This window comes from Stenotrophomonas riyadhensis, assembly GCF_040256885.1.
Taxonomy (GTDB): Bacteria; Pseudomonadota; Gammaproteobacteria; order Xanthomonadales; family Xanthomonadaceae; genus Stenotrophomonas; species Stenotrophomonas riyadhensis.
Genome location: NZ_CP155568.1, coordinates 3,427,296 through 3,448,487 on the forward strand (window position 1 = coordinate 3,427,296; position 21,192 = coordinate 3,448,487).

Consider the following 21,192-nt stretch of genomic DNA (forward strand, 5'->3'; position numbering starts at 1 on the left):
GAGGCCCCTTGCCGGTGCGATCACCCTTGCGGGACTTGCGCTTAACGCCGCCAGGCCCACCGTGGGGGCCAGCCCCCACCGGAGAACCGGCCATGCCCCGCGGTGACAAGTCCGCCTATACCGAAAAGCAGAAGCGCCAGGCCGAGCACATCGAAGAGAGCGAGCGCGAGCGCGGTGCCAGCGAAAGCACCGCAGAGCGCATCGCCTGGGCCACGGTGAACAAGCAGGATGGTGGCGGCAAGCGCAGTGGCAGTGGGCGCAAGGTGGCGAAGAAGCTCGCCACCAGGAAGTCTTCCGCCCGCAGCTGACACCCACGATGACAGCCCTTGCCCTTGTGCCCGAACTCTCCGATAGGCTTGCGCCACCTGCCGGAAGGTCAAATCATCAAAGGCGCCGCTCCTGGAGCCTTCAGAAATCCTGAAACTGCACGGGATCGGACCTCCCCATCCGCACTCTTGGTCTACATGAATCCAGAAACGCTGCTCAACGCTTTCCAGAATGCACACAACGAATACTTCCATCTACTGATGAAGCACTACCCGTCTGGCAGACAGCAGGACCAAGACGACGATTTCGCGGCTCCCCGGCTCTACGAGCTCGCAATTGAGGTTCATGCGTGCTCGATTGCATTGGGCCCAACGCCCTTGAAACGATTGTGCGCGCTGGGGCTGGAGCAGCTCTATCCATTCGACAATCCCGTGGATATCTACACGTGGCGAGTCGAGGTAAGGCAAAAGAACATTCCGCACACCCTGTTCGCGTCGATTGCCATTCGGATCGATTCCGAACTTGCCAGAATGCGTCGACTACTCGCACTGACGCCAGATGCGCCGATTGACGAGCTTCTGCCCGACCGGCAGTTCCTGCGTCGCAGCGGTGAACCCTTCTTCCCCGAATCCAAGACTGAAGTCGCCGATACAACACTTGCATCAATAGACAATCCGGCCTCGGCGTCGGTGATGTACGTCGGCAGTATTCATGTGAACTCAGCACCAGAGCATCAAGCCGTGAGCAAGCTAGAACGCCTGGAGAAAACCACGGCCATCGGCTCACACTCATCGACCATCATCAATGCGATCCGGCTGTTCTTCGGCACCTAGCATTGGCATGAACAACTCCAATGCGCGCTGGAGGTACTCCAGCGCGCGAACCATTCATCACGCGGCGGACTTAGGCCGCATATACTTGTCTTGCGCTTCGCCTTCCACCTTGAACACCGACACCGACGTGGTCAGTGCATGCGCCTGTTCTTCCAGTGCGCGGCTGGCGGCAGTGGCTTCTTCCACCAGCGCGGCGTTCTGCTGGGTCACCTGGTCCATCTGCACCACCACCTGGTTGACCTGCTCGATACCGGCGGCCTGTTCCTTGCTGGCCGCAGCGATATCGCTCATCAGCTGGGTCGTGCGCGAACTTGCCTGTGCCACGCGCGCGATCGCGGCTTCCGATTCAACGGTCACTGCCAGGCCACTCTTCACCTTGGCAGCGGCATCTTCGATCAGTTCCTTGATCTCCTTGGCGGCGACACCGGCACGCTGCGCGAGCGTGCGCACTTCACTGGCGACCACGGCGAAACCACGGCCCTGCTCACCTGCACGCGCAGCTTCCACTGCAGCATTCAGCGCCAGGATGTTGGTCTGGAACGCGATGCCGTCGATCACCGTGGAGATTTCCGAGATGCGTGCCGAGGACTGGTCGATCTCACCCATGACCGACGCCATCTGTGCCATCGCCTGTTCGGTCTCGCGCACGGCGGCACCGGCCGCATGTGCTTCACTGTCGGCCTGACGCGCCAGCTCGGCGTTCTGGCGCACGGTGGAAGTCAGCTCCTCCATCGATGCGGCGGCTTCTTCCAGATTGGCCGCCTGCTGCTCGGTACGGCGCGACAGGTCGTTGTTGCCGGCGGCCAGTTCCTGCGCCGCGTTGTTGATGCTGTCGGCAGCCACCTGGATGCCCCGCACGATGCCGGTCAGCTGTGCGGTGGTGGTATTGGCGTCGTCACGCATGCGTGCGAACACGCCGTCGTACTCGCCGTCCATGCGTGCGGTCAGGTCGCCGTGCGAGATCGCGCGCAGCACGTCGGAGACATCGGCGATGCTGGCCTGTGAACTGGCCATCATGCCGTTGAGGTGCTCGACCATCGCCTTGAACTGGAACTGGAATGCAGCGGCGTCGCCACGCATGCTGAAATCACCGGCGCGCGCGGCGCGGGCCAGTTCATCGATCTGCGCGTTGATTGCCATCAGGCTCTGCTTCACTGCCGCCAGGGTGCGGGTCAGCGTGCCCTTCTCGCCCGGGTAATCCGGCAGGTCACGGCTGAGGTCGCCGATGGCGTAGCGCTGCATCACCTCGGCCATCAGCAGCTCCACCTGCACGTGCGATTCGACCAGGCTGTTGGTGGCCTGCACCATGCGGCCGAAGTCACCGGGGAACGCCGTGACGTCCATGCGATAGCGGATCGCGCCGGCCTCATGCTGCTCTGCCATCTGCAGCTGTGCGCCGATCGCCGCCTGCACACTCTGCCGCACACTGGCCATGGCTTCGCCTAGCTGGGTCAGTTCATCGCGGCCACCAAGACGAAACTCCTGGTCCAACTGTCCCTTGGACAGGCGTTCGGCCAGGTTCACGGCGCGGGCCAGCGGGCCGGTCAGGCTGCGGCCGATCATCACCGAGGCACCGATGCCCACCAGCAGCGCGACACCGCCCAGCACCAGCAGCTGCAGCAGACTGCGCTCACCCAGACGAATCGCCTCGGCGGCGGCATCACGGCTTTCCTTCTCTTCGAAGTCCACGCCATCGGACAGCGCCTTGTTCCAGCCATTGGCCGCTTCCTGCACCGGCCCCAGGGTCAGCGCCACGGCGCCCGGGTAGTCGCCCTGCTCCATCAGTTCGCTGGTCTGCTTGTTGAGCGGGCGCGCAATGGCACGCTTGGCCGCGATGGTTTCGGCAATGGCCTTGCCGTCGGCGTCGCTGGGCAGCGCCTGGTAGGCGGTCCAGCTGGCCTCGTAGCGCTTCACCAGATCGGCGATGCGCTGCTCGTCGTGGCCGCGGTCTTCGCCCTGGCGGATCAGCATCTCGCGGCGCACCACCATCATCTGGTTGTTGGCATCGAGCATCTGCGACAGCAGGCGCACCTTGGCCACGCTGACGTCGACCACCTGCTGCATCGCGCGCTTCTGCACGACACTGGCGGTGGCGCCGGTGGCCACCACGGCGGCGACCAGCAGCAGCAACAGGCCAAAGCCCAGCCCAAGACGCCAGGCAACCCTGACATTCCTCAAGTAGTTCATCGGTACATCCAAAACGGGGGGATGCGCCCCTATCGGCCGCTGCCGGGCGTGGCTTGATGGCGACCATGCCATCCGGCCGGGTACGGTTCAGAGAGGTGATGGCACGGCGGTCACGGCACCCGGCGCTGCCAGCGCCGCAGGGTGAAGGTGAACACCGCCAGCGCAGCGCCCGGAATCAGCAGGAACAACGCCGCCACCTTCCAGAAGAAGAACGGCCACAGCCACACGTAGTCCAGGTCAGTCAGCTTCAGCACGTCCATCGGTGGCAGCAGTTCCACCGAGGCCACGCGCCCCGCCAGCGCGGGCTCGACCTCCAGAACGGTCACCCGCAGCCACGAACGCCCGCGCGGCAGCGCATCCCCCCGGCCATAGCCGAAGTACGAGGCGGCAAATCCACCAGGCTCAACCGATTCCAGCGCGCGGGTAATGCCGGAGCCCGGCACGCCCGAACGCGTTTCGGCGCGGAAGTCAGTTTGATCTGTCGGGGTTTCCGCGCGCAGGCGCACCTCAGGGTCGATCGCCGTGGCAGTACCGTCATCCGCGTAACGCAGGCGCAGCCGCAATTGGTCATCAATGAAGCGGTAGACCGTGACCTCGGCCGTCGCACCCGGGCTCAGCACCAGAGGCAGCACCTGCGTGCGTGAGGCCATGTAGTTGGCGATCGCGCCCAGCACCAGCACCGCGCAGGCAAGCGCCCACAGGCTCCACAGCACCCACAGGGTGATCCGCACCACCGTTACGCCCTTCACGCTGACATCCGGGTCATCACGTCACTTCCCTGCTGGCCGTGCCGACACAGTAACGAAAAAGCCCCGCTTTCGCGGGGCTCTTCCTGTCACCTACGCCGGGCAGCGCCCGGCGCTACCTCAGGCGAACGGATCCTGCAGGACCATGGTGTGGTCGCGGTCCGGGCCGGTGGAGACGATGCTGATCGGGCAACCGGCCAGCTCTTCCAGCGAACGCAGGTAGGCACGTGCGGCCGGCGGCAGCTCGTCCCAGTTGGTGATGCCGTGGGTGTTCTCGCTCCAGCCCGGGAACTCCAGGTACACCGGGGTGCAGTCTTCCCAGCCCTGCGCGTCCAGCGGCGCGTATTCGGTGCGCTTGCCGTTGTATTCGTAGGCGATGCAGACCTTCAGCTTTTCCATGCCATCCAGCACGTCCAGCTTGGTGATGCACAGGCCGCTGATGCCGTTGATGGCCACGGCGCGCTTCAGCGCGACGATGTCCATCCAGCCGCAACGACGCGGACGACCGGTCGAGGCACCGTATTCGGCGCCGCGGTCACGGATGCCCTGGCCGACTTCGTCGTCCAGTTCGGTCGGGAACGGGCCGCCGCCGACGCGGGTGGCGTAGGCCTTGGCGATGCCCAGCACGTAGTCGATCGAATCGGCGCCGACGCCGGAACCGGCCAGCGCACCACCAACAGTGGTGTTGGAGCTGGTGACGTACGGGTAGGTGCCGTGGTCGATGTCCAGCAGCGCACCCTGCGCGCCTTCGAACAGCACGCGCTTACCCTGCTTGCGCAGGTCGTGCAGGATGCCGGCCACGTCGGACTTCATCGGCTGCACGTATTCGCCGAAGGCCAGCGCTTCGTCGAAGGTCTTCTGGAAATCGACCGCGTCAGTGTTCAGATACTTGGTCAGCACGAAGTTGTGGTAATCCAGCGCAGTGCGCAGGAGTTCTTCCAGCTGCTTCGGGTAATGCAGGTCGGCGATGCGGATACCGCGACGCGCCACCTTGTCTTCGTAGGCCGGGCCGATGCCACGGCCGGTGGTGCCGATCGCCTTGCCGCCGGCAGCGCGCTCGCGCGCCTGGTCCAGGGCGATGTGGTACGGCATGATCAGCGGCGCGGCCGGGGAGATCTTCAGGCGCGAACGCACTTCCACGCCGGAGGCTTCCAGCTCGGCGATTTCCTTCTGCAGCGCGGCCGGCGAGATCACCACGCCGTTGCCGATCAGGCACAGCGCGTCGTCACGCAGGATGCCCGACGGAATCAGGTGCAGGACGGTCTTCTTGCCGTTGATGACCAGGGTGTGGCCGGCATTGTGGCCGCCCTGGAAGCGCACGACGGCGCCGATTTCCTCAGTGAGCAGATCGACGATCTTGCCCTTGCCTTCATCGCCCCACTGGGCACCCAACACTACGACAGACTGACCCATGACGGGCTCCTCGATTTGTTGCGGCCATCGGGGCCGCGGACGGTTGAACCGTGGCGGGGCTGGCCAGCACCTGGAAGGCGGCTCCAAACGGGGAGCAGCCGGCGATGGAAGGCCCAGACACGGAAAAAGCCGAACGGGGAGGCCCGTCCGGCTTTTGTGCATTATCCGGGTTTCCGGGGTCGGGTGCCACCTTTCCGACGGACGGCTTCACCGGCCGGTCAGGCGCCCCGCCCGGTCGTGCCGGCCGCTGGCCGGCAATGCCAACCAAGGTTGGCATCTACCAGAGCCGCGCCACGCATGTACCGGCCGGTCAGGCACTACCCTTTCAATGCCGCACCCACCACAGCAGGCTCAGGCCGGCCAGCAGCACCAGCCCGCCAAAGCTGCGCAGGGCCGGGCTGGGCAGGTCCAGCAGGCGCTCGGCCATGCGCTTCCAGGCGAACGGGGCGACGAACAGGAACAGGCCTTCCAGCACCGCCACCAGGCAGACGGCGGCGAACAGATCTTTCATGGGGGACTCCGGAAAAAGCACGGGGCCCGGCATCTGGCCGGGCCCCGTGGGGTACTGCCCTGCGACCTCAGCGGTCGTTCTTCAGGTACTGCAGGAACGGGTCGTTCTTGTCGAGCACGATCACGCCGTTGCCGTCGCTCATGGAGCCACGGTAGGCCTCCAGGCTGCGGTAGAACGCATAGAACGACGGGTCGGCCGAGCCGGCCTTGCCGTAGATGCGCGCCGCATCGGCGTCGCCTTCACCGCGCAGGCGCTGTGCATCACGCTCGGCCTCAGCGATCAGCACGGTGCTGTCACGGTCGGCCTGGGCGCGGATGGTCAGCGACTGCTCCTCGCCCTCCGCACGCAGCTTGGCCGCTTCCTGCTTGCGCTGCGCACGCATGCGCTCGTACACGTCATTGATCACCTGACTGTCGGTCGGCAGGTCCACCTGCTTGATGCGCAGGTCGATCATCTGCATGCCGAGGCCGGCCACCGCTTCGTTGATCCCCTTCAGCTGCTCGGCGATCAGCTCGCTGCGGTCGCCGGACACCAGCTGCTGCAGGGTGCGCGAGTTGATCTGGTTGCGCAGCGAGTCGGTGATGATCGGCGCCAGGCGGGCATTGGCGATACGCGGATCGCCGCCGGTGGCACGGAAGTAGTCACCCACGTTGGAGATGTAGCCGATGGCGAAGAAGTCGACGCTGACGTCCTTCTGCTCGGCGGTGAAGTAACGCGCCGGGGCGGTGTCGAGCACCTGGAAGCGGCGGTCGAAGACCTTCACCGTTTCCACCACCGGCACCTTGAAGTGCAGGCCCGGCTTGATGTCCGAACGCACCACCTTGCCCAGGTTCAGCACCATGGCGGTCTGGTCCTCGCGGACCACGTACACCGAGCCAAGCAGGCCCAGCACCACCGCCACGATCACGGCGATCCAGATAGGACTCTTCATCGGCTGCCCTCCTCACGGCCGCTCGGTCGCCCGGTCGGGCGGCCCACCGGCCGGCCCGGATCACGGGAAGCTTCCGCCGCTGCACCCGGCAGCGACGGCATCACCACCTCCGGATTGGTCACTCCCGGCGGCGCCGAGGTGGTGGGACGGGTATCGCCGGTCATCGGCACGTAGATCAGCTGGCGGCCATCGCCACCGATCACCTTGCGGTTCTCGCTCAGCACCTGCTGCACGGTCTCCAGCCACAGGCGCTTGCGGGTCACTTCCGGGGCGTCCTTGTACTGGGCCTGCAACAGGCTGAAGCGCTGCGCGTCACCCTCGGCCTTGGAGACCACGGCCTGCTTGTAGCCTTCGGCGGTGGTACGGGCGCGCGAGGCCTGGCCTCGGGCTTCCGGCACGACCTTGGCGGCGTAGGCCTGGGCTTCGTTGATCAGGCGTTCCTTGACCTGCTGGGCACCGTTGACCTCGTCGAAGGCCGGCTTCACTTCTTCCGGCGGACGGGCGTCCTGCAGGGTCAGGCCGGTCACGGTCAGGCCGGTCTTGAACGCCTTCAGCAGTGCCTGCAGGCGCTCCTCGGCGGCCACGGCCAGCGGGCCACGGTTGTTCAGCACCGCGTTGAGGTCGGCACGGCCGACTTCCTCGCGCACCGCGCTCTGCGCCGACTGCTCCAGCACCTGGTTGGCATCGACCGTGCCGAACAGGTACTGCTGCGGGTCGTCGATGCGGTACTGGACGTTCAGCGAGACGTTGACGATGTTCTCGTCGCGGGTCAGCACCGGCACCTGGATCGAGAAGGTCTTGATCTCGGTGGCATTGACCTTGGTGACCGATTCGATCGGCCACGGCAGCTTGAAGTTCGGGCCGGGCTGCAGGATGCGCGAGAACTGGCCGAAGCGCAGCACCACGCCACGCTGCTGTTCGCCGATCAGCTGGAAGCTGGAGAACAGCACCAGCAACACGACAGCCGCCACCACCCAACGCATGATGCCGCCGTCGAACAGGTCCTTCAGCGGCCCGGGCAGTCCGCCCCAGCCACCACCATTGCCACCGCCGCGCGACCCGAACGGCCCGCGTCGATTGTCCTCGGGGCCTTGTCCGCCCTTGTTGCCGCCGGGTGTATTCCAGGCCATGCACGCTCCATCAAGATTTGGGCTGCGGCGCGGGCCCTTCCCGCACCACCAGCCGTGAAACCATCACCGATCATACAAGATGGGGCGGATCGGCAGGATCGAAAGGGGGGCAACGGGGTAAGGTGGCGTTTTCCTCGAAGTCAGGCAACGCCGATGGCCCCCACCACCCCGTTCACCGCCTTCCGCATCGAAAACGACGCCGCCGGTTACCGCAGTGGCCTGGCCCAGCTCAATGTCGACGACCTCAACCCCGGCCAGGTACTGATCCGCGCCCACTGGTCTTCGGTCAACTACAAGGATGCCCTGGCCGGCACCGGCAAGGGCAGGATCCTGCGCCGTTTCCCGCTGGTGGGGGGCATCGACGTGGCCGGCACCGTGGTTGCCAGCACCGATCCAGACTGGCGTGAAGGCGATGCGGTGCTGGCCACCGGCTGCGGCCTCAGCGAAACCCGCGATGGCGGCTACAGCCAGTATGTGCGGCTGGAGTCGCGTGCGGTGATTGCCCAGCCGGCCGGGCTCAGCCCGCGCGAGGCGATGGTGCTGGGCACCGCCGGCTTCACGGCGGCGCTGGCGCTGCTGCGCATGCAGGACAACCGGCAGGTGCCGGAACTCGGCCCGCTGGCGGTCACCGGCGCCAGCGGCGGTGTCGGTGCGCTGGCGCTGTCGATCTTCAGTCGTGCCGGCTACACCGTGCACGCAGTCAGCGGCAAACCGGACCAGGCCGAGTTCCTGCATGGTATCGGCGCCGCTGAAGTACTACCGCGCGAGGCACTGTCCGACACCGGCCCGCTGCAGTCGGCCCGCTTCGGCGGGGGCCTCGACAATGCCGGAGGCGACATGCTTGCCAGCCTGCTGGCGCAGACCGTGCCCTACGGCAGCGTGGTCAGTGCCGGCCTGGCCGCCAGTCCGACGCTGGATATGACGGTGATGCCGTTCATCCTGCGCGGCGTGTCGCTGCTGGGGGTGTCCTCGGCCAATGCACCGCGTGGGCTGCGCGAAGAAGTGTGGTCGCGGCTGGGCAGTGACTGGAAGCCGCAGCACCTGGACCGCATCTGCACCGCCGAAGTCGGCCTCGATGGCCTTCCTGCCGTATTCGAACGGATGCTGGTGGGTGGTTCGCTGGGCCGTACCGTGGTGCGGATCGACTGAACGTCGCAGGCAGGCGACGGACGGCAGATGCGCCCCTCCCGCCAGTAATGTGCCCGCACTACACTGCGGGCATTACATGGGGAACAACATGGCACGCATTCTGATCGTCGACGACTCACCGTCGCAGCTGTTGGGGATACAGCGCATCGTCGAGAAGCTCGGGCACCAGATCCTGACCGCCACCGATGGCGCCGCCGGGGTCGAAACCGCCAAGGCCGAGCTGCCCGACCTGGTCCTGATGGACGTGGTGATGCCCAACCTCAATGGCTTCCAGGCCACCCGTACCCTCGCCCGCGACGAGGCGACCCGGCATATCCCGGTGATCCTGGTGACCACCAAGGACCAGGACACCGACCGCATGTGGGGCATGCGCCAGGGCGCCAAGGCCTACATCACCAAGCCGTTCTCGGAAGACGAACTGTCCGAGGTGCTGGAACGGGTGTTCGCCGGGCAGGGCTGAGACACGCGCGGTAGTGCCGGCCGCTGGCCGGCAACCACGCATCACCGTCCCGGGCAATGAAGTTGCCGGCCAGCGGCCGGCACTACCTTCAAATGGTCTCGCCGAAGGCCTTGGCCAGGTTCCGGTAGGCCTTCTTCTGCGCCTCGTCGGTCGCGGCCGGGGCCACGATCTCGATCTCGACGATCTGGTCGCCATCCGGGTTGCCCGGCAGGCCGCGGCCGCGCAGGCGCAGCTTGCGGCCGGCATCGGAATCGGCCGGGATCTTCAGTTCCACCGTGCCACCCAGCGTCGGGACGCTCAGGCTGGTGCCCAGCGCGGCCTGCCACGGCGTGACGGGCAGCGTGTAGAGGATGTTGCGGCCGTCGACCTCGAACTGCGGGTGGGCGGCGTACTCCACTTCCAGCAGCAGGTTGCCGCCCTGGTTGCCCTGCCCGGCCAGCCGGATCACCTGGCCTGGGCGGATGCCCTTGGGCACGCGCACGTCCAGCTGCTTGCCGTTGACGGTGATGCGCAGGCTGTCGCCGCTATAGGCCGCTTCCAGCGGAACCGACAGCTTGGCGCGGGTGTCGCGGTTGGGCGCGTGGCCCTGGCTGCTGAAGCCCGGCCCCGGACCGGCTCCGCCACCGCGCTGACGCGCGAACAGGCTCTCGAAGAAGTCGCTGAAGCCGCCATTGGGGCCGCCACCGCCGAATACTTCCTCGAAATTGAAGCCGCCGGCACCGCCGTAGTTCGGCGGTACGTTGAACTCCTCGCCCGGGCGATAGCCCTGTGCGCGCAGCTGGTCATACGCCGCCCGCTTTTCGGGGTCGCGCAGCGCCTCGTAGGCCTCGTTGACCGCCTTGAACTTGTCTTCGGCCCCGGCCTCCTTGCTGACGTCCGGGTGGTACTTGCGTGCCAGCCGGCGGTAGGCGGTCTTGATCTCCGCCTCGCCCGCGCTCGGTTCCACCCCCAGGGTGGCGTAGTAATCCTTGAATTCCATCCAGCTACCTCGATCTGCTTCGGCCGCGCCGGTGGCGCCGCCCCGGGTTCATTCTACGCGCCGGCGATGCTACGCCGCCCCTCGTGCGGCCCCGGTGAGGCCGACTGATCCTGCGCAATGCGGCTGCCATCCCGATGCCCCAGGCTGTGGCTGGAAGCCCCCGCCGCAAAGCCTGAAGATGGGGCCTGCACGCCGGGTTTCGAATGTCTTGACGCCCCTGTCCCATCCGGCCCACTAGCCTGCCCCAGCAAGGAGTTCCCCATGACCATCCATGTCGGCGACCGCGTTCCGGAAGTGACCCTCAAGCGCATCCGCGAGGGCATCGAAACGCTCGATACGCACTCGCTGTTCGACGCACGCAAGGTGGTGCTGTTCGCGGTGCCCGGCGCGTTCACCCCGACCTGCTCGGCGCGCCACCTGCCCGGCTACGTCGAGAAATTCCAGGCGTTCCGCCAGCGCGGCATCGACGTCTACTGCATGGCCGTCAACGACCCGTTCGTGATGAAGGCCTGGGCGGCAGACCAGAGCGTGCCGGACGGCCTGCTGATGCTCTCCGACGGCAATGCCGAACTGACCCGCGCGCTCGGCCTGGAGCTCGACGCGAGCGCCTCGGGCATGGGCATCCGCTCACGCCGCTTCGCCCTGTACGTGGTGGATGGCGTGGTACGCGCGGCCTGGATCGAACAGCCCGGCCAGTTCGAGGTGTCTTCGGCCGAATACGTGCTGGACCACCTGCCCACCTGATCTTCCACCGCAGAGGAAACGGCCAGCCATGTCCAGCAAGCCAGCCAAAGCTCCCAGATCTGCCGCCAAGGTACCCGGCATCAGCGATCGCAAGACGCTGCGCGAGCGTGCACGACGCAACATCGAGGACGGTGCAATCACCGACAGCTACAGCGCCGACCGCAAGGTGGTGATCAAGCTGCTCAACGATGCGTTGGCCACCGAGTACGTATGCGTGCTGCGCTACTACCGGCACTATTTCATGGCCAAGGGCATGCTGGCCGACGCGGTGAAAGCCGAATTCCTCGAACATGCACAGCAGGAACAGGCGCACGCCGGCAAGCTGGCCGAGCGCATCGTCCAGCTCGGCGGCGAGCCGGACTTCAACCCCGATACGCTGACCGCGCGTTCGCATGCCGAATACAAGGAAGGCAGCGACCTGCGCGACATGGTCCGTGAGAACCTGGTCGCCGAACGGATTGCCATCGACAGCTACCGCGAGATGATCAACTTCATCGGCGACCGCGATACCACCACCAAGCGCATCCTCGAAGAAATCCTCGCGCAGGAAGAGGAGCACGCCGACGAATTCGCCGACCTGCTGGATGGGTGGATCGGGGAATAGCGGCCCAACGCTCTCTGTAGAGTCGAGCCATGCTCGACTGGGGAAAAGCAGTCGAGCATGGCTCGACTCTACAAGGGCCCGGTACCTACCGCAGGACATTTACCGGAGAACGTTGAACCGCACCTGCGTCCACGCGCCGTCGGTCGCCAGCGCGGTCAGGGTGTGTGCGCCCGGCTCGGCGAACTCGCGCTGCATCAACTGCGCGCCGTGGGTCTGCGCGATCCAGCGTCCATCCAGCAACCAGTCCACTGCCTGCTCACTGCCCAGCGCGCGCAGCTGCAGGCGCACGCCATGTTCCGCATTCGGCGCGCGCGCCAGCGTGGCGCCGTCGTTGAGCCCGTCCACATGCAGCGCCACACTGGCTTCACGCCCATCGTCGCGGCAGTCTGGCGACAACGCCGGCAACTGCGAGGCAGCGCGCGTGGCCTTGGGCAACCACGGCGACAACAACGCCGGCCAGCGCGCGATCTCGCGCGCTACTTCCTCATGTGGATTGCGGCAATCGGCCGATACACGCAGACCGGTGTGCGCATCAGCCAGGTAACGCTGCCGGCCCGGTTGCCAGCGCCGCGCCTCGCGCTCGGGGAAGGTCGGTGGTGCCGCGCCGTCCAGCAGATAGGCCGACATCCGCCGCTGGCACAGTGCCGTCGGCAGGCCTTCGGCGCGTTCACCGGTCGGCCAGCAGATGTCTTCCTGGCTGACACTGGCCGGCATCGGTGCAGCAGCCGAATCGCCGCGCTGGCGCGGCAGGCTGTCCACCACTTCGAACATCAGCGGCAGCGCGGTCACCGCGCCGTACTGGCCCGGTAGCGGTGTGCCGTCCGGCCGGCCCACCCACACGCCCACGGTGTAGTGGCGCGTGCTGCCGATTGCCCACGCATCGCGGTACCCGTAACTGGTGCCGGTCTTCCACGCCACGCGCGGGCGTCCACCGACATCGAAGGTGCCGACGCTGTAGCCTGGGCGAGGGTTCGATTCCAGCATCTCGCGCACGATCCAGCTGGCGCCCGGCGAGGCCAGGCGCCGCTCGATCATCGGTTCGTCATCGGTGTAGCGCACGCGCCCGGCGATGCCGTTGCGGTTGAGCGCTGCGAACGCACCCACCAGATCTTCCAGCCGCGCACCGGTGCCGCCCAGGATCAGCGACAGGTTGGGCGTGCTGCCCGGCGGGAAGCGCAGCTGGATGCCGGAGTGCGACAGGCGTGCGGCGAAGCGCGCCGGACCGACCCGCTGCAGCAGGTCCACCGAGGGCACGTTGAGCGACAGCCGCAATGCGCTGGAGGCACCAATCGGCCCATTGAAGGCCATGTCGAAGTTGCCGGGCCGGTAGCTGCCGAAACTCTGCGGCGCATCGACCAGCAGGCTTTCCGAATGGATCAGGCCATCGTCCAGCGCCATCGCATACAGGAACGGCTTGAGCGTGGAGCCCGGCGAGCGCCATGCCTGCACCATGTCGACGTGACCGAGGCGCTGGCGGTCACCGAAGGACAACGTGCCGACATAGGCGCGCGCCTGCAGGGTCTGGTTGTCGACCACCAGCAACGCCGCCGAGGTGCGCTCGGGCAGCGTCGAGAAATAGCTGGCCACGCGTTCTTCCAGCGTGCGCTGCAGGCCGATGTCGATGCTGCTCTGGATGCGCGCCTGTCCTGGATGCGCCGAATGCAGGCGCTGCGCCAGCAGCGCGGCGTGCATCGGAGGTCGCAGCGAGCGTGCCACCACGTTCTCGATGCGCGCATCCTGCACTTCCTCCGGCGTCCACGCGCCCAGTTCGGCCATGCGTGACAGCACCTTGTCGCGCGCTTTCTGCGCCGCTTCCGGGTGGCGGTCCGGGCGCAGCCGGCTTGGCGCCTGCGGCAGCACCGCCAGCAACGCGGCCTCGGCGTGCGACAGCTGCGCCGCCGGCTTGCCCAGATAGGCCCAGCTGGCCGCTTCCACGCCCTCGATGGTGCCGCCGTAGGGCGCGCGTTCCAGGTACAGGGCCAGGATCTGCGGCTTGCTCAGGTGTACTTCCAGCTGCACCGCGCGCAGCATCTGCTTGAGCTTTCCCCAGGGCGTGCGCGTATGCGGATCGAGGATGCGGGCGACCTGCATGGTCAGGGTCGAGCCACCGGACACGATGCGACCGCCGCGCAGCAGCTGGCCGCTGGCGCGCAGGATCGCCAGCGGGTTGATGCCTGGATGGCGCCAGAACCAGCGGTCCTCGTAGGTCAGCAGCGCCTGCAGGTACAGCGGCGAGACGCTGTCGATGGAAGCAGGATAGCGCCACACGCCCTCGGCATCGGCGAACGCACGCAACGGTGTGCCGTCTGCAGCCACCACGAGGGTGCTGGTATCACGCTGCTTCGGCAGCGGCGGCGGGAAGGCGAAATCCAGCACCAGCAGCAGTGCCAACAGACCCGCCGTACCCCAGCGCAGCCACGGCCACAGCGGCCGCAGCCGGCGGCGCAGGGCCGCCAGCCGGGTCGTCATCGTGTTCTTCATTGCGGGTTGCCAGCAGGACGGGCCGCGCCGTCGCGGCCCGTCCGCGCGGTCACGGCTGTACCACCGTGATCGTGGTCGGGTTGCTGCGGCCGACGCCGCGCAGCTGCGGCCGGTACATGTCCTCCACCAGCGGCGGCGGCACCGAGTAGGTACCCGGGGTCACCGCACGCACCAGATAGAACACGTTGGCCTTGCTGCCACGCGAGAGCTTCAGCGCGGCCACATAGCGGTCGTCGCGGAACTCCTCATGCTTGGTGTCGGCGGCTTCACCGCGGTCGCTGATGGTGATGCCATCAACCACCACATCGGCCCACTGCTTGGCGTCGCCCAGATTGAAGTTCTCGATCTCCAGGCCGGCCGGCAAAAGGTCGGTCAGCAATGCATCGGGCATCGTGGTGTCGGCGGTAACGGTGACCCGCACGATCAGGGCTTCGCCCTCCTTCAGCGGACGCGGCGACCACGGTTTGCCATCGGTGCCGTAGTAGCTGCGCTCGACGCCCAGCACGCTGTTATCCGGTGCCGGCGCGCTGCGCGGGATACCGGCCACGTCGATGCTGGCGAACATCGGCGGCTGCCCCTGCGGAGTGAAGCGCACGCCGCTGGCCAGCTCGCTGGCGCTGAAGTTGCGGCCGAACAGCTTGCGCTCGCCGATCGCTTCGGTCGTGCCGCCGATCACCAGTTCACCGGCCACCAGCGCCTTCTGGTTGGCGGCCAGTGCCTTGCCAAGGCGGGCAATCGCTACCTGTTCCTGCGTGCTCAGCCACATCCAGCCGGCATTGCGGCGCGCATCCAGGCCACGGCCGAGGTCAACCGCACGTGCATCCCAGGCTGGCTTGGCCAGCTTGTTTTCGTGGGTCAGCGCGATCATCAGCGCGTCATCACGGATCGCACTTCCGTAGTCGCCGAAGTACGACGGGCGTTCGCTGCTGGACTTGGCGAAGGCGGCGGCCAATGCCGCCTGGCCACGCTTGGCATCGCCCTGCAGCGACAGCGCCACGCCCAGATGGACCAGCGACAGGCCGCCGACCGCCTTGCTGCGCTCGTTGTCATACAGCGTGCGCAGCGTCCCCAGCGGAGCGCGGTTGACCCGGGCCAGCACGTAGCCCGAATAGGCCTGGTTGGCGAACTTCAGCTTCTCGCGGTCGTCCTGGCCGTAGAACTGGTTGCCGCCGGACAGCAGATCCTCGCTGAGACGGTTGAGCGCCTTCTGCAGCACGTTGTCGGGCACCGCGAAACCGGCGTCCTTCGCGTCGAGCAGGAACTCGGTGATGTACGGGGTCAGCCACGGGTTCACGTAGCCGTCGTCACCCCACATCGAGAAGTTGCCATTGGCCACCTGCATCGACGCCAGGCGGCCAAACGCACCTTCCATGCGCTCGCGACGGGTCTTGGCATCCAGCCCGTCGGCACCGAGCATCGACGACGTCGCCTGGTCCAGGATCAACGCAGCGTAGCCCTTGCTGGTGGTCTGCTCGGCACAGCCATACGGGTAGTTCAGCGCGCCCTGCAGTGCACTGGCGAACGGAATCGGCGGCAGCGGACTGACCAGCAGGCGAGCATTCACCGACTCGGACATCAGGCCATCGGTCAGGCTGTTGTCGAGGCTGACCGCGGCCAGCGGATCCAGCGTACGCACCTGCGAACGCAATACCTGCGGCCACGCCGCACGCACCGGCAGGTCGTAGCGGCGATCGGCCTTGAAGCCGTTGCCGTCCACCCGCACCCGCACCTTGGCCACGCTGTGGCCCTCGCGCGCCGACAGCGGGAAGCTCAGCGTGGTCTTGGCATCGGCATTCAACTGCACGCTGCGGCTGCCCTCGCCCAGGTTCAACGGGCCTTCGCTTTCCACCTTCACGATGAACTGGCCCGGCTTGCCGGTGAAGTTCTGCACGTCCAGGGTCACCGTGCTGCGGTCGCCCGGGGCGAGTACGCGTGGCATGCTGGCTTCGGCCAGGATCGGCGCGCGCACGATGGTTTCCACATCGCGCTTGCCGTACTGGTCATCGCTGTAGACCAACGCCGACACGCGCAGGGTACCGTTGAAGTCCGGCACCTTCAGGCGGATCCGGGCGATGCCCTTGGCGTCGAGCTGCACCGGGCCGGAGAACAGGTCCACGGTCTGCACGCGCGCGGTCGGGCGCTTGGCCTGCGGCAACGCCTGCAGCGCCATGTCGCCACCGAACTTCAGCTTGCCGGCACCGCCATCAAAGCTCTCGATCACCCGGCTGTAGATGTCGTAGGCATCGATGCCGAGGCGACGCTGGGCGAAGAAGTGCGCACCGGCATCGGGCACCGGGAAGCGGGTGATGTTGAGGATGCCCACGTCCACCGCCGAGACGGTGACGTGCGCCATCTTGCCGGCCAGCTGCGGTGCGCTGACCGTCACCGGCAGGTCCTGCTCCGGGCGCATCTGCTTGGGCGCAGCCAGGCCGACGGCCACGGTGCGGCCCTTGCGGTCCATCGGCACGTGCACCACGCCCACGGCACGGGCCGGGGTGATCTTGCTCGGCGCACTGCCGCCACGGAACACCAGCGCGGTGATATAGACGTCGTGGCGTTCCCAGTCGGCGGTGACCGGAATCTTGAAGGTCGAACCCGGCTTGGCCTCGATGTCCTGCACGTACAGCATGCGGTCGGTCTCGACCATCAGGATGCCCTTGCCGGCATGCGGCGGGGTCACCGTCACTTCCAGGGTGTCACCGGCCTTGTAGCCGGTCTTGTCCAGGCCCAGCTTGACCTTGTCCGGGCGCGCGTCCAGGCCGCGGTTGTCGTCGCCCCAGCTCCAGCCGGCGCGGAACGGGTAGCGGCTGGTCAGGCCGGTGGACGGATCGAACACGTCCACCCGGTACTCACCCCACTCCACCGGGAAGTCGAAGGCGACCGCGCTGCTGCCGGCATCGACGGTGCGGGTTTCCTTGTTCTCGAAGCGGCGGGTGTAGTCGTAGTCCCAGCGGTTGTCGTTGAAAGTCCAGTGGTAGTCGCGCAGTTCGCGCACCAGGGTGATCTTCAAACCCTTGGCCGGCTGCGGCGCACCGGCGGCATCCACACGCATCAGTTCGAAGCGCGCATTGCCGTTGGAATCGGCGCCGTCCTCGGGGTTGAACAGCGGGCGCACGCCGACCAGCGCATTGGCCGGCCACATCACCCGCTTCAGGGTACGGGTGACCGTGCGGCCACCGGTTTCATACAGGCTGCCGGACAGCACCACGGCGATCGGTGCCTTGGCCTTGGCCGCCTCTTCCGGCAACGCAACGTCCTCACGCAGCTGGCCATTGGCCGGCAGCGTGGTATCGATCACGTCCTTGGCCTCGCGCGGCAGCTGCAGGGTCGGGTCACCGAAGAAATAGCCCGGCAGGCCGTCCACCGGCTTCTGCTCGACGGCCACCGCCATGCGCGCGGTGAAACGGTTGCCATCGGCCGGCGCGCCATACAGATAGGCGCCATTGGCCTGCAGGCGCAGGTCCTCACCCGGCTTCAGCGTCTTCTGCGCGCTGTCCAGGTCAAGCTTCATGCGCTCGGGCAGGAACTCTTCGATGCGCAGGGTCATGCCCTGGATCGCTTCCTTGCTGGCCGGATCGGTGCGGAACTCGACCTGCCAGCGCCCGGTCGGCGCCTCGGCGGGGATCACCTGCTCGAAGTTGATGTAGCCCTGCTCGCCCGGCTGCAGGCGAGTCTCGCGGAAGGTCTTGCCGTCGGGCTGCTTCAGGCGCAGGAACACCGGCTGAGCCTTGACCGGCTTGCCGTCGTTGTCGCGCAGCAGCGCGGACAGGCGCACGGTTTCGCCCGGGCGATACAGGTCGCGCCCGGACCAGGCGTAGACGTCGAACCAGGCGTTGTCACGGCCGGCCACGGCGAATTCGCTCAGGTCCAGCGCCGGCTGGTTGAACGGCAGGAAGCTGGTGTCCTTGCCGCTGCTGGCGACCAGCACGTGGGTGGCATCCAGGGTGTAGTTCAGCAGCGCATTGCCATTGCCGTCGGTGCTGCCCTTGAGCACCACCTCGCCCTTGGCATCCAGCACGCGCAGGTCGATGTTCTTCAGCGGCGCACCGTCCTTGAGGCCGGCGGTATGTACGAACAGCTTGTCCTTGTAGGCACGGGTATGCAGGCCGATGTCGCTGACCGAGAAAAACGCGGTGTCGAACTCGCCTTCATAGTCACCGGTGCGCTTGAGCAGGGCGAAGTACAGGCCCGGCTCCTGCAGTTCCTTGATGTCCTGGGTCGGCAGGTAGGTCAGCACCCGCTCGTTCTTCTTGCCGCCGAGGATGAAGCGGTTGACGTAGACCGGCTCGGCCAGCTTGTTGATCGGGCTGCGCTCGTAGTCGCTGCTCAGCTCCCAGCTGCCACGGCGGCCGCCGCGCTGGTACTGGCTGAAGAAGGTCGGCAGGTCCTTCTCGCGCACGCGCAGGAACTCGACGTCGACCTCGGGCACGTTCACCGAGACCACCGGCAGGCCTCGGCTGTCCTTGGCCGGCAGCACGCTGCCCTGTGACGCGAAACCGACCACCGGCTTCAGCTCGCCGCTGAACACCTTCTGCTTCAGTTCCTTGCCCAGGCGGCTGCCATCGGCGGCGAGCAGGTCGGCCGAGACCACCAGGCTGAACTCCTTGCCAGCCTCGACGAACGGGTAACGCAGGGTCAGGCCGTCATCGGACAGCGTCCAGCTGCTGTCGTCGGTGCCGACCTTCTCTTCGAAGCGCACCAGCTTGTCGAAATCCTGGGTGCCGACCAGCGGGCGCGAGAACTCCAGCGCCAGCGACAGGCCGTCATTCTTCTGGTCCGGGTAGGCGCGCAGCAGGGTGAATTCCTTCACCTGCTCGGCCTTGGTGGTGATCGCTTCACCGCTGGTCTTGGGCAGCTGCCCGCTGTCGTTGCGGCAGCCGGCCAGGCCCAGCAACAGGCCTCCTGCCAGTACAGCCGCCGCCCATCCCCACCGCTTCCGCCGTGCCGGACCGCTCATGTCGTCACTCCTTGATCGAGGCGGCCATTATAGGCGGGCTGCGTCAAGGTGTTGACGCGAATTCGGCAATTGCTCCGGGCGCGGGTAGCACCGGCCGCCGGCCGGCGGGATCGGTAGTCGCCAACCTTGGTTGGCGTCGGCCGTGCCAACCAAGGTTGGCACCTACCAAAGCAGGTGCAGCCACGTGCCCGGCAAGCAGGCGCAGCGCCAGATCCGGCGAAGCCCCCTACCCCGGCAGGTACAGATCCACGTAGTCGGTCACCGGCATCGCCGCCAGCGCCACCGGGTCCAGCGAGGCGGCCAGGATGCGCTGCTGCTGGGCGGTCGGGAAGCGGTGGGCCAGGTGCCGGCGGAACTTGTCCATCAGCAGCGGAATGCCCTCCCCGCGGCGCCGGGCGTGGCCGAGCGGGTACTCCACCAGCACCTCCGGCAGTTCACTGCCATCGTTGAAGCGCACGCTGAGGCCGTTGGCGATGCTGCGCTTGCCCGGGTCCAGGTAGTCGGCGCTGAGCTGCGGATCCTCGTGGCAGGCCATCTTTGCGCGCAATGCGTCGATGCGCGGATCGGCAGCGACGTCGTCCTCATAGTCCTCGGCCACCAACCGCCCATGCAGCAGCGCGATGGCGACCATGTACTGCACGCAGTGGTCGCGGTCGGCCGGGTTGTGCAGCGGCCCCTGCTTGTCGATGATGCGGATGCAGGCTTCCTGGGTGCGGATCGCGATGTGCGCGATGTCCTCGACCCGCCGCCCCATCATGCGCAACTGCTGGTGCAGCGTGATCGCCGCCTCCACCGCGGTCTGGCCGTGGAACTCGGCCGGGTAGCTGATCTTGAACAGCACGTTCTCCATCACATAGCTGCCCAGCGGTCGCCCCAGCGTCAGCCTCTGGCCATGCATGGACACCGCTTCGAAGCCCCAGGTCGGTGCGCTGAGCACGCTGGGGTAGCCCATCTCGCCGCTGGCCGCCATCAGCGCCAGGCGCACGCCACGGCTGGTCGCGTCGCCGGCCGCCCAGCTCTTGCGCGAGCCGGTGTTGGGCGCATGCCGGTAGGTTCGCAGCGCCTGGCCATCGACCCAGGCCAGCGACAGCGCATTGAGCATGCGTTCGCGATCCAGCCCGAGCAGCTGCGCCACCACAGCGGTGGTGGCGACCTTGACCAGCACCACATGGTCCAGCCCGACCCGATTGAAGGAATTCTGCAGGGCCAGTACACCCTGGATCTCGTGCGCCTTGATCATCGCCAGCAGCACGTCGTGCACGGTCGGCGGCGGGCGGCGCAGGGCCTGCGCGTTGCGACCCAGCCAATCGCAGACGGCAAGGATGCCGCCCAGGTTGTCCGACGGATGGCCCCATTCGGCCGCCAGCCAGGTGTCGTTGAAATCCAGCCAGCGCACCATCGCGCCGAGGTTGAAGGCGGCCTGCACCGGGTCCAGCACGTAGTGCGTACCCGGCACACGCGCACCGTTGACCACGCTGATGCCCGGCACCAGTGGACCGAGCAGCTTGCTGCAGGCCGGGAAAGACAGCGCCTCCAGGCCACAGCCCAGCGTGTCGAGCAGGCAGTGATGCGCGGTCTGGAACGCCAGCGGTGAGTCGATGCGTGCGTCGCGCACGTAATCGACGATGTCCACCAACAGCGCATCCCACGCTGCACGCTCGTTGGAGGGGGTGTGGCTGTCGGACATCGTCGATCTCCTCGTTGGGGTGCACGGTTGCCCGTGCACCATGCCAACCAAGGTTGGCATCTACCAAAGCAATCGGTCTCTGCGGCCCGGTAGTCGCCAACCTTGGTTGGCGT

At 66.9% G+C, this 21,192-nt stretch carries 15 protein-coding genes and 1 pseudogene; 6 read left to right on the top strand and 10 right to left on the bottom strand.

The genetic code is table 11. From position 1 onward, the window contains the following. Positions 1 to 92 precede the first annotated feature (92 nt). Both SriyCCGPB3_RS16000 and SriyCCGPB3_RS16005 read left to right on the top strand, forming a co-directional pair. Positions 93 to 305: pseudogene (locus tag SriyCCGPB3_RS16000) on the top strand (hypothetical protein); the annotation flags it as partial. A 51-nt stretch (positions 306 to 356) separates the two neighbouring features. Then, positions 357 to 1,100, top strand: coding sequence for a hypothetical protein (locus SriyCCGPB3_RS16005; RefSeq protein WP_180860544.1), 744 nt, complete (start codon positions 357 to 359; stop codon positions 1,098 to 1,100). A 57-nt stretch (positions 1,101 to 1,157) separates the two neighbouring features. Here SriyCCGPB3_RS16005 and SriyCCGPB3_RS16010 read toward each other — a convergent pair whose 3' ends face one another. The 6 genes from SriyCCGPB3_RS16010 to hflK form a co-directional block, all read right to left on the bottom strand. Next, positions 1,158 to 3,287: a methyl-accepting chemotaxis protein gene (locus SriyCCGPB3_RS16010; protein ID WP_164162807.1), complete on the bottom strand. Its 2,130-nt coding sequence runs from the start codon at positions 3,285 to 3,287 to the stop codon at positions 1,158 to 1,160. Between the two features lie 110 nt (positions 3,288 to 3,397). Then, positions 3,398 to 4,036 (bottom strand): hypothetical protein, encoded by a 639-nt coding sequence (locus SriyCCGPB3_RS16015; protein WP_110713165.1) that lies wholly within the window; start codon positions 4,034 to 4,036, stop codon positions 3,398 to 3,400. A gap of 117 nt (positions 4,037 to 4,153) precedes the next feature. Then, complete coding sequence (locus SriyCCGPB3_RS16020; protein ID WP_006463282.1) at positions 4,154 to 5,446, bottom strand: adenylosuccinate synthase; 1,293 nt, start codon at positions 5,444 to 5,446, stop codon at positions 4,154 to 4,156. A gap of 325 nt (positions 5,447 to 5,771) precedes the next feature. Then, entirely contained in the window at positions 5,772 to 5,957 is a 186-nt protein-coding gene (locus SriyCCGPB3_RS16025) for a DUF2065 domain-containing protein (protein ID WP_005414170.1), read from the bottom strand. Positions 5,958 to 6,024: 67 nt separating this feature from the next. Next, positions 6,025 to 6,888, bottom strand: coding sequence for a protease modulator HflC (hflC, locus tag SriyCCGPB3_RS16030; RefSeq protein ID WP_088026795.1), 864 nt, complete (start codon positions 6,886 to 6,888; stop codon positions 6,025 to 6,027). After that, positions 6,885 to 8,018, bottom strand: coding sequence for an FtsH protease activity modulator HflK (hflK, locus tag SriyCCGPB3_RS16035; RefSeq protein ID WP_049401370.1), 1,134 nt, complete (start codon positions 8,016 to 8,018; stop codon positions 6,885 to 6,887). The genes hflC and hflK overlap by 4 nt, the downstream gene beginning before the upstream one ends. A 153-nt stretch (positions 8,019 to 8,171) precedes the next feature. Here hflK and SriyCCGPB3_RS16040 point away from each other — a divergent pair, with 153 nt between their 5' ends. Both SriyCCGPB3_RS16040 and pilH read left to right on the top strand, forming a co-directional pair. Further along, on the top strand, positions 8,172 to 9,167 hold the full coding sequence (locus SriyCCGPB3_RS16040; protein WP_049463116.1) for a YhdH/YhfP family quinone oxidoreductase: 996 nt from the start codon (positions 8,172 to 8,174) through the stop codon (positions 9,165 to 9,167). A gap of 88 nt (positions 9,168 to 9,255) precedes the next feature. Continuing rightward, positions 9,256 to 9,627: a twitching motility response regulator PilH gene (gene pilH, locus SriyCCGPB3_RS16045; protein ID WP_005410644.1), complete on the top strand. Its 372-nt coding sequence runs from the start codon at positions 9,256 to 9,258 to the stop codon at positions 9,625 to 9,627. A gap of 88 nt (positions 9,628 to 9,715) precedes the next feature. On the opposite strand, the gene SriyCCGPB3_RS16050 is transcribed toward pilH, so the two are convergent. Then, positions 9,716 to 10,606, bottom strand: coding sequence for a DnaJ C-terminal domain-containing protein (locus SriyCCGPB3_RS16050; protein WP_350259496.1), 891 nt, complete (start codon positions 10,604 to 10,606; stop codon positions 9,716 to 9,718). 261 nt (positions 10,607 to 10,867) lie between these two features. On the opposite strand from SriyCCGPB3_RS16050, the gene SriyCCGPB3_RS16055 reads away from it, so the two are divergent. Together SriyCCGPB3_RS16055 and SriyCCGPB3_RS16060 are read left to right on the top strand one after the other, a co-directional pair. Next, positions 10,868 to 11,350 (top strand): peroxiredoxin, encoded by a 483-nt coding sequence (locus tag SriyCCGPB3_RS16055; protein ID WP_248858088.1) that lies wholly within the window; start codon positions 10,868 to 10,870, stop codon positions 11,348 to 11,350. Between the two features lie 28 nt (positions 11,351 to 11,378). After that, the gene (locus tag SriyCCGPB3_RS16060) at positions 11,379 to 11,954 is read left to right on the top strand and encodes a ferritin-like domain-containing protein (protein ID WP_110713170.1); all 576 of its coding nucleotides are present in this window, start codon (positions 11,379 to 11,381) and stop codon (positions 11,952 to 11,954) included. 99 nt (positions 11,955 to 12,053) lie between these two features. Here the strand turns inward: SriyCCGPB3_RS16060 and pbpC are convergent, their stop codons facing one another. The 3 genes from pbpC to SriyCCGPB3_RS16075 form a co-directional block, all read right to left on the bottom strand. Beyond that, entirely contained in the window at positions 12,054 to 14,435 is a 2,382-nt protein-coding gene (gene pbpC / locus SriyCCGPB3_RS16065) for a penicillin-binding protein 1C (protein WP_350259497.1), read from the bottom strand. Between the two features lie 49 nt (positions 14,436 to 14,484). Then, positions 14,485 to 19,392 (bottom strand): alpha-2-macroglobulin family protein, encoded by a 4,908-nt coding sequence (locus tag SriyCCGPB3_RS16070; RefSeq protein ID WP_164161710.1) that lies wholly within the window; start codon positions 19,390 to 19,392, stop codon positions 14,485 to 14,487. Positions 19,393 to 19,618: 226 nt separating this feature from the next. Continuing rightward, positions 19,619 to 21,079, bottom strand: coding sequence for a bifunctional 2-methylcitrate dehydratase/aconitate hydratase (locus SriyCCGPB3_RS16075; protein WP_350259498.1), 1,461 nt, complete (start codon positions 21,077 to 21,079; stop codon positions 19,619 to 19,621). Positions 21,080 to 21,192: the final 113 nt, after the last annotated feature.

What these genes read in the sequence shown, in the direction of transcription:
- pilH (WP_005410644.1), top strand. Translation starts at nt 9,256, where the DNA reads ATGGCACGCATTCTGATCGTCGACGACTCACCGTCGCAGCTGTTGGGG.
- hflK (WP_049401370.1), bottom strand. Translation starts at nt 8,018, where the DNA reads ATGGCCTGGAATACACCCGGCGGCAACAAGGGCGGACAAGGCCCCGAG.
- SriyCCGPB3_RS16040 (WP_049463116.1), top strand. Translation starts at nt 8,172, where the DNA reads ATGGCCCCCACCACCCCGTTCACCGCCTTCCGCATCGAAAACGACGCC.
- pbpC (WP_350259497.1), bottom strand. Translation starts at nt 14,435, where the DNA reads ATGAAGAACACGATGACGACCCGGCTGGCGGCCCTGCGCCGCCGGCTG.
- hflC (WP_088026795.1), bottom strand. Translation starts at nt 6,888, where the DNA reads ATGAAGAGTCCTATCTGGATCGCCGTGATCGTGGCGGTGGTGCTGGGC.
- SriyCCGPB3_RS16025 (WP_005414170.1), bottom strand. Translation starts at nt 5,957, where the DNA reads ATGAAAGATCTGTTCGCCGCCGTCTGCCTGGTGGCGGTGCTGGAAGGC.
- SriyCCGPB3_RS16075 (WP_350259498.1), bottom strand. Translation starts at nt 21,079, where the DNA reads ATGTCCGACAGCCACACCCCCTCCAACGAGCGTGCAGCGTGGGATGCG.
- SriyCCGPB3_RS16070 (WP_164161710.1), bottom strand. Translation starts at nt 19,392, where the DNA reads ATGAGCGGTCCGGCACGGCGGAAGCGGTGGGGATGGGCGGCGGCTGTA.
- SriyCCGPB3_RS16060 (WP_110713170.1), top strand. Translation starts at nt 11,379, where the DNA reads ATGTCCAGCAAGCCAGCCAAAGCTCCCAGATCTGCCGCCAAGGTACCC.
- SriyCCGPB3_RS16020 (WP_006463282.1), bottom strand. Translation starts at nt 5,446, where the DNA reads ATGGGTCAGTCTGTCGTAGTGTTGGGTGCCCAGTGGGGCGATGAAGGC.
- SriyCCGPB3_RS16010 (WP_164162807.1), bottom strand. Translation starts at nt 3,287, where the DNA reads ATGAACTACTTGAGGAATGTCAGGGTTGCCTGGCGTCTTGGGCTGGGC.
- SriyCCGPB3_RS16055 (WP_248858088.1), top strand. Translation starts at nt 10,868, where the DNA reads ATGACCATCCATGTCGGCGACCGCGTTCCGGAAGTGACCCTCAAGCGC.
- SriyCCGPB3_RS16050 (WP_350259496.1), bottom strand. Translation starts at nt 10,606, where the DNA reads ATGGAATTCAAGGATTACTACGCCACCCTGGGGGTGGAACCGAGCGCG.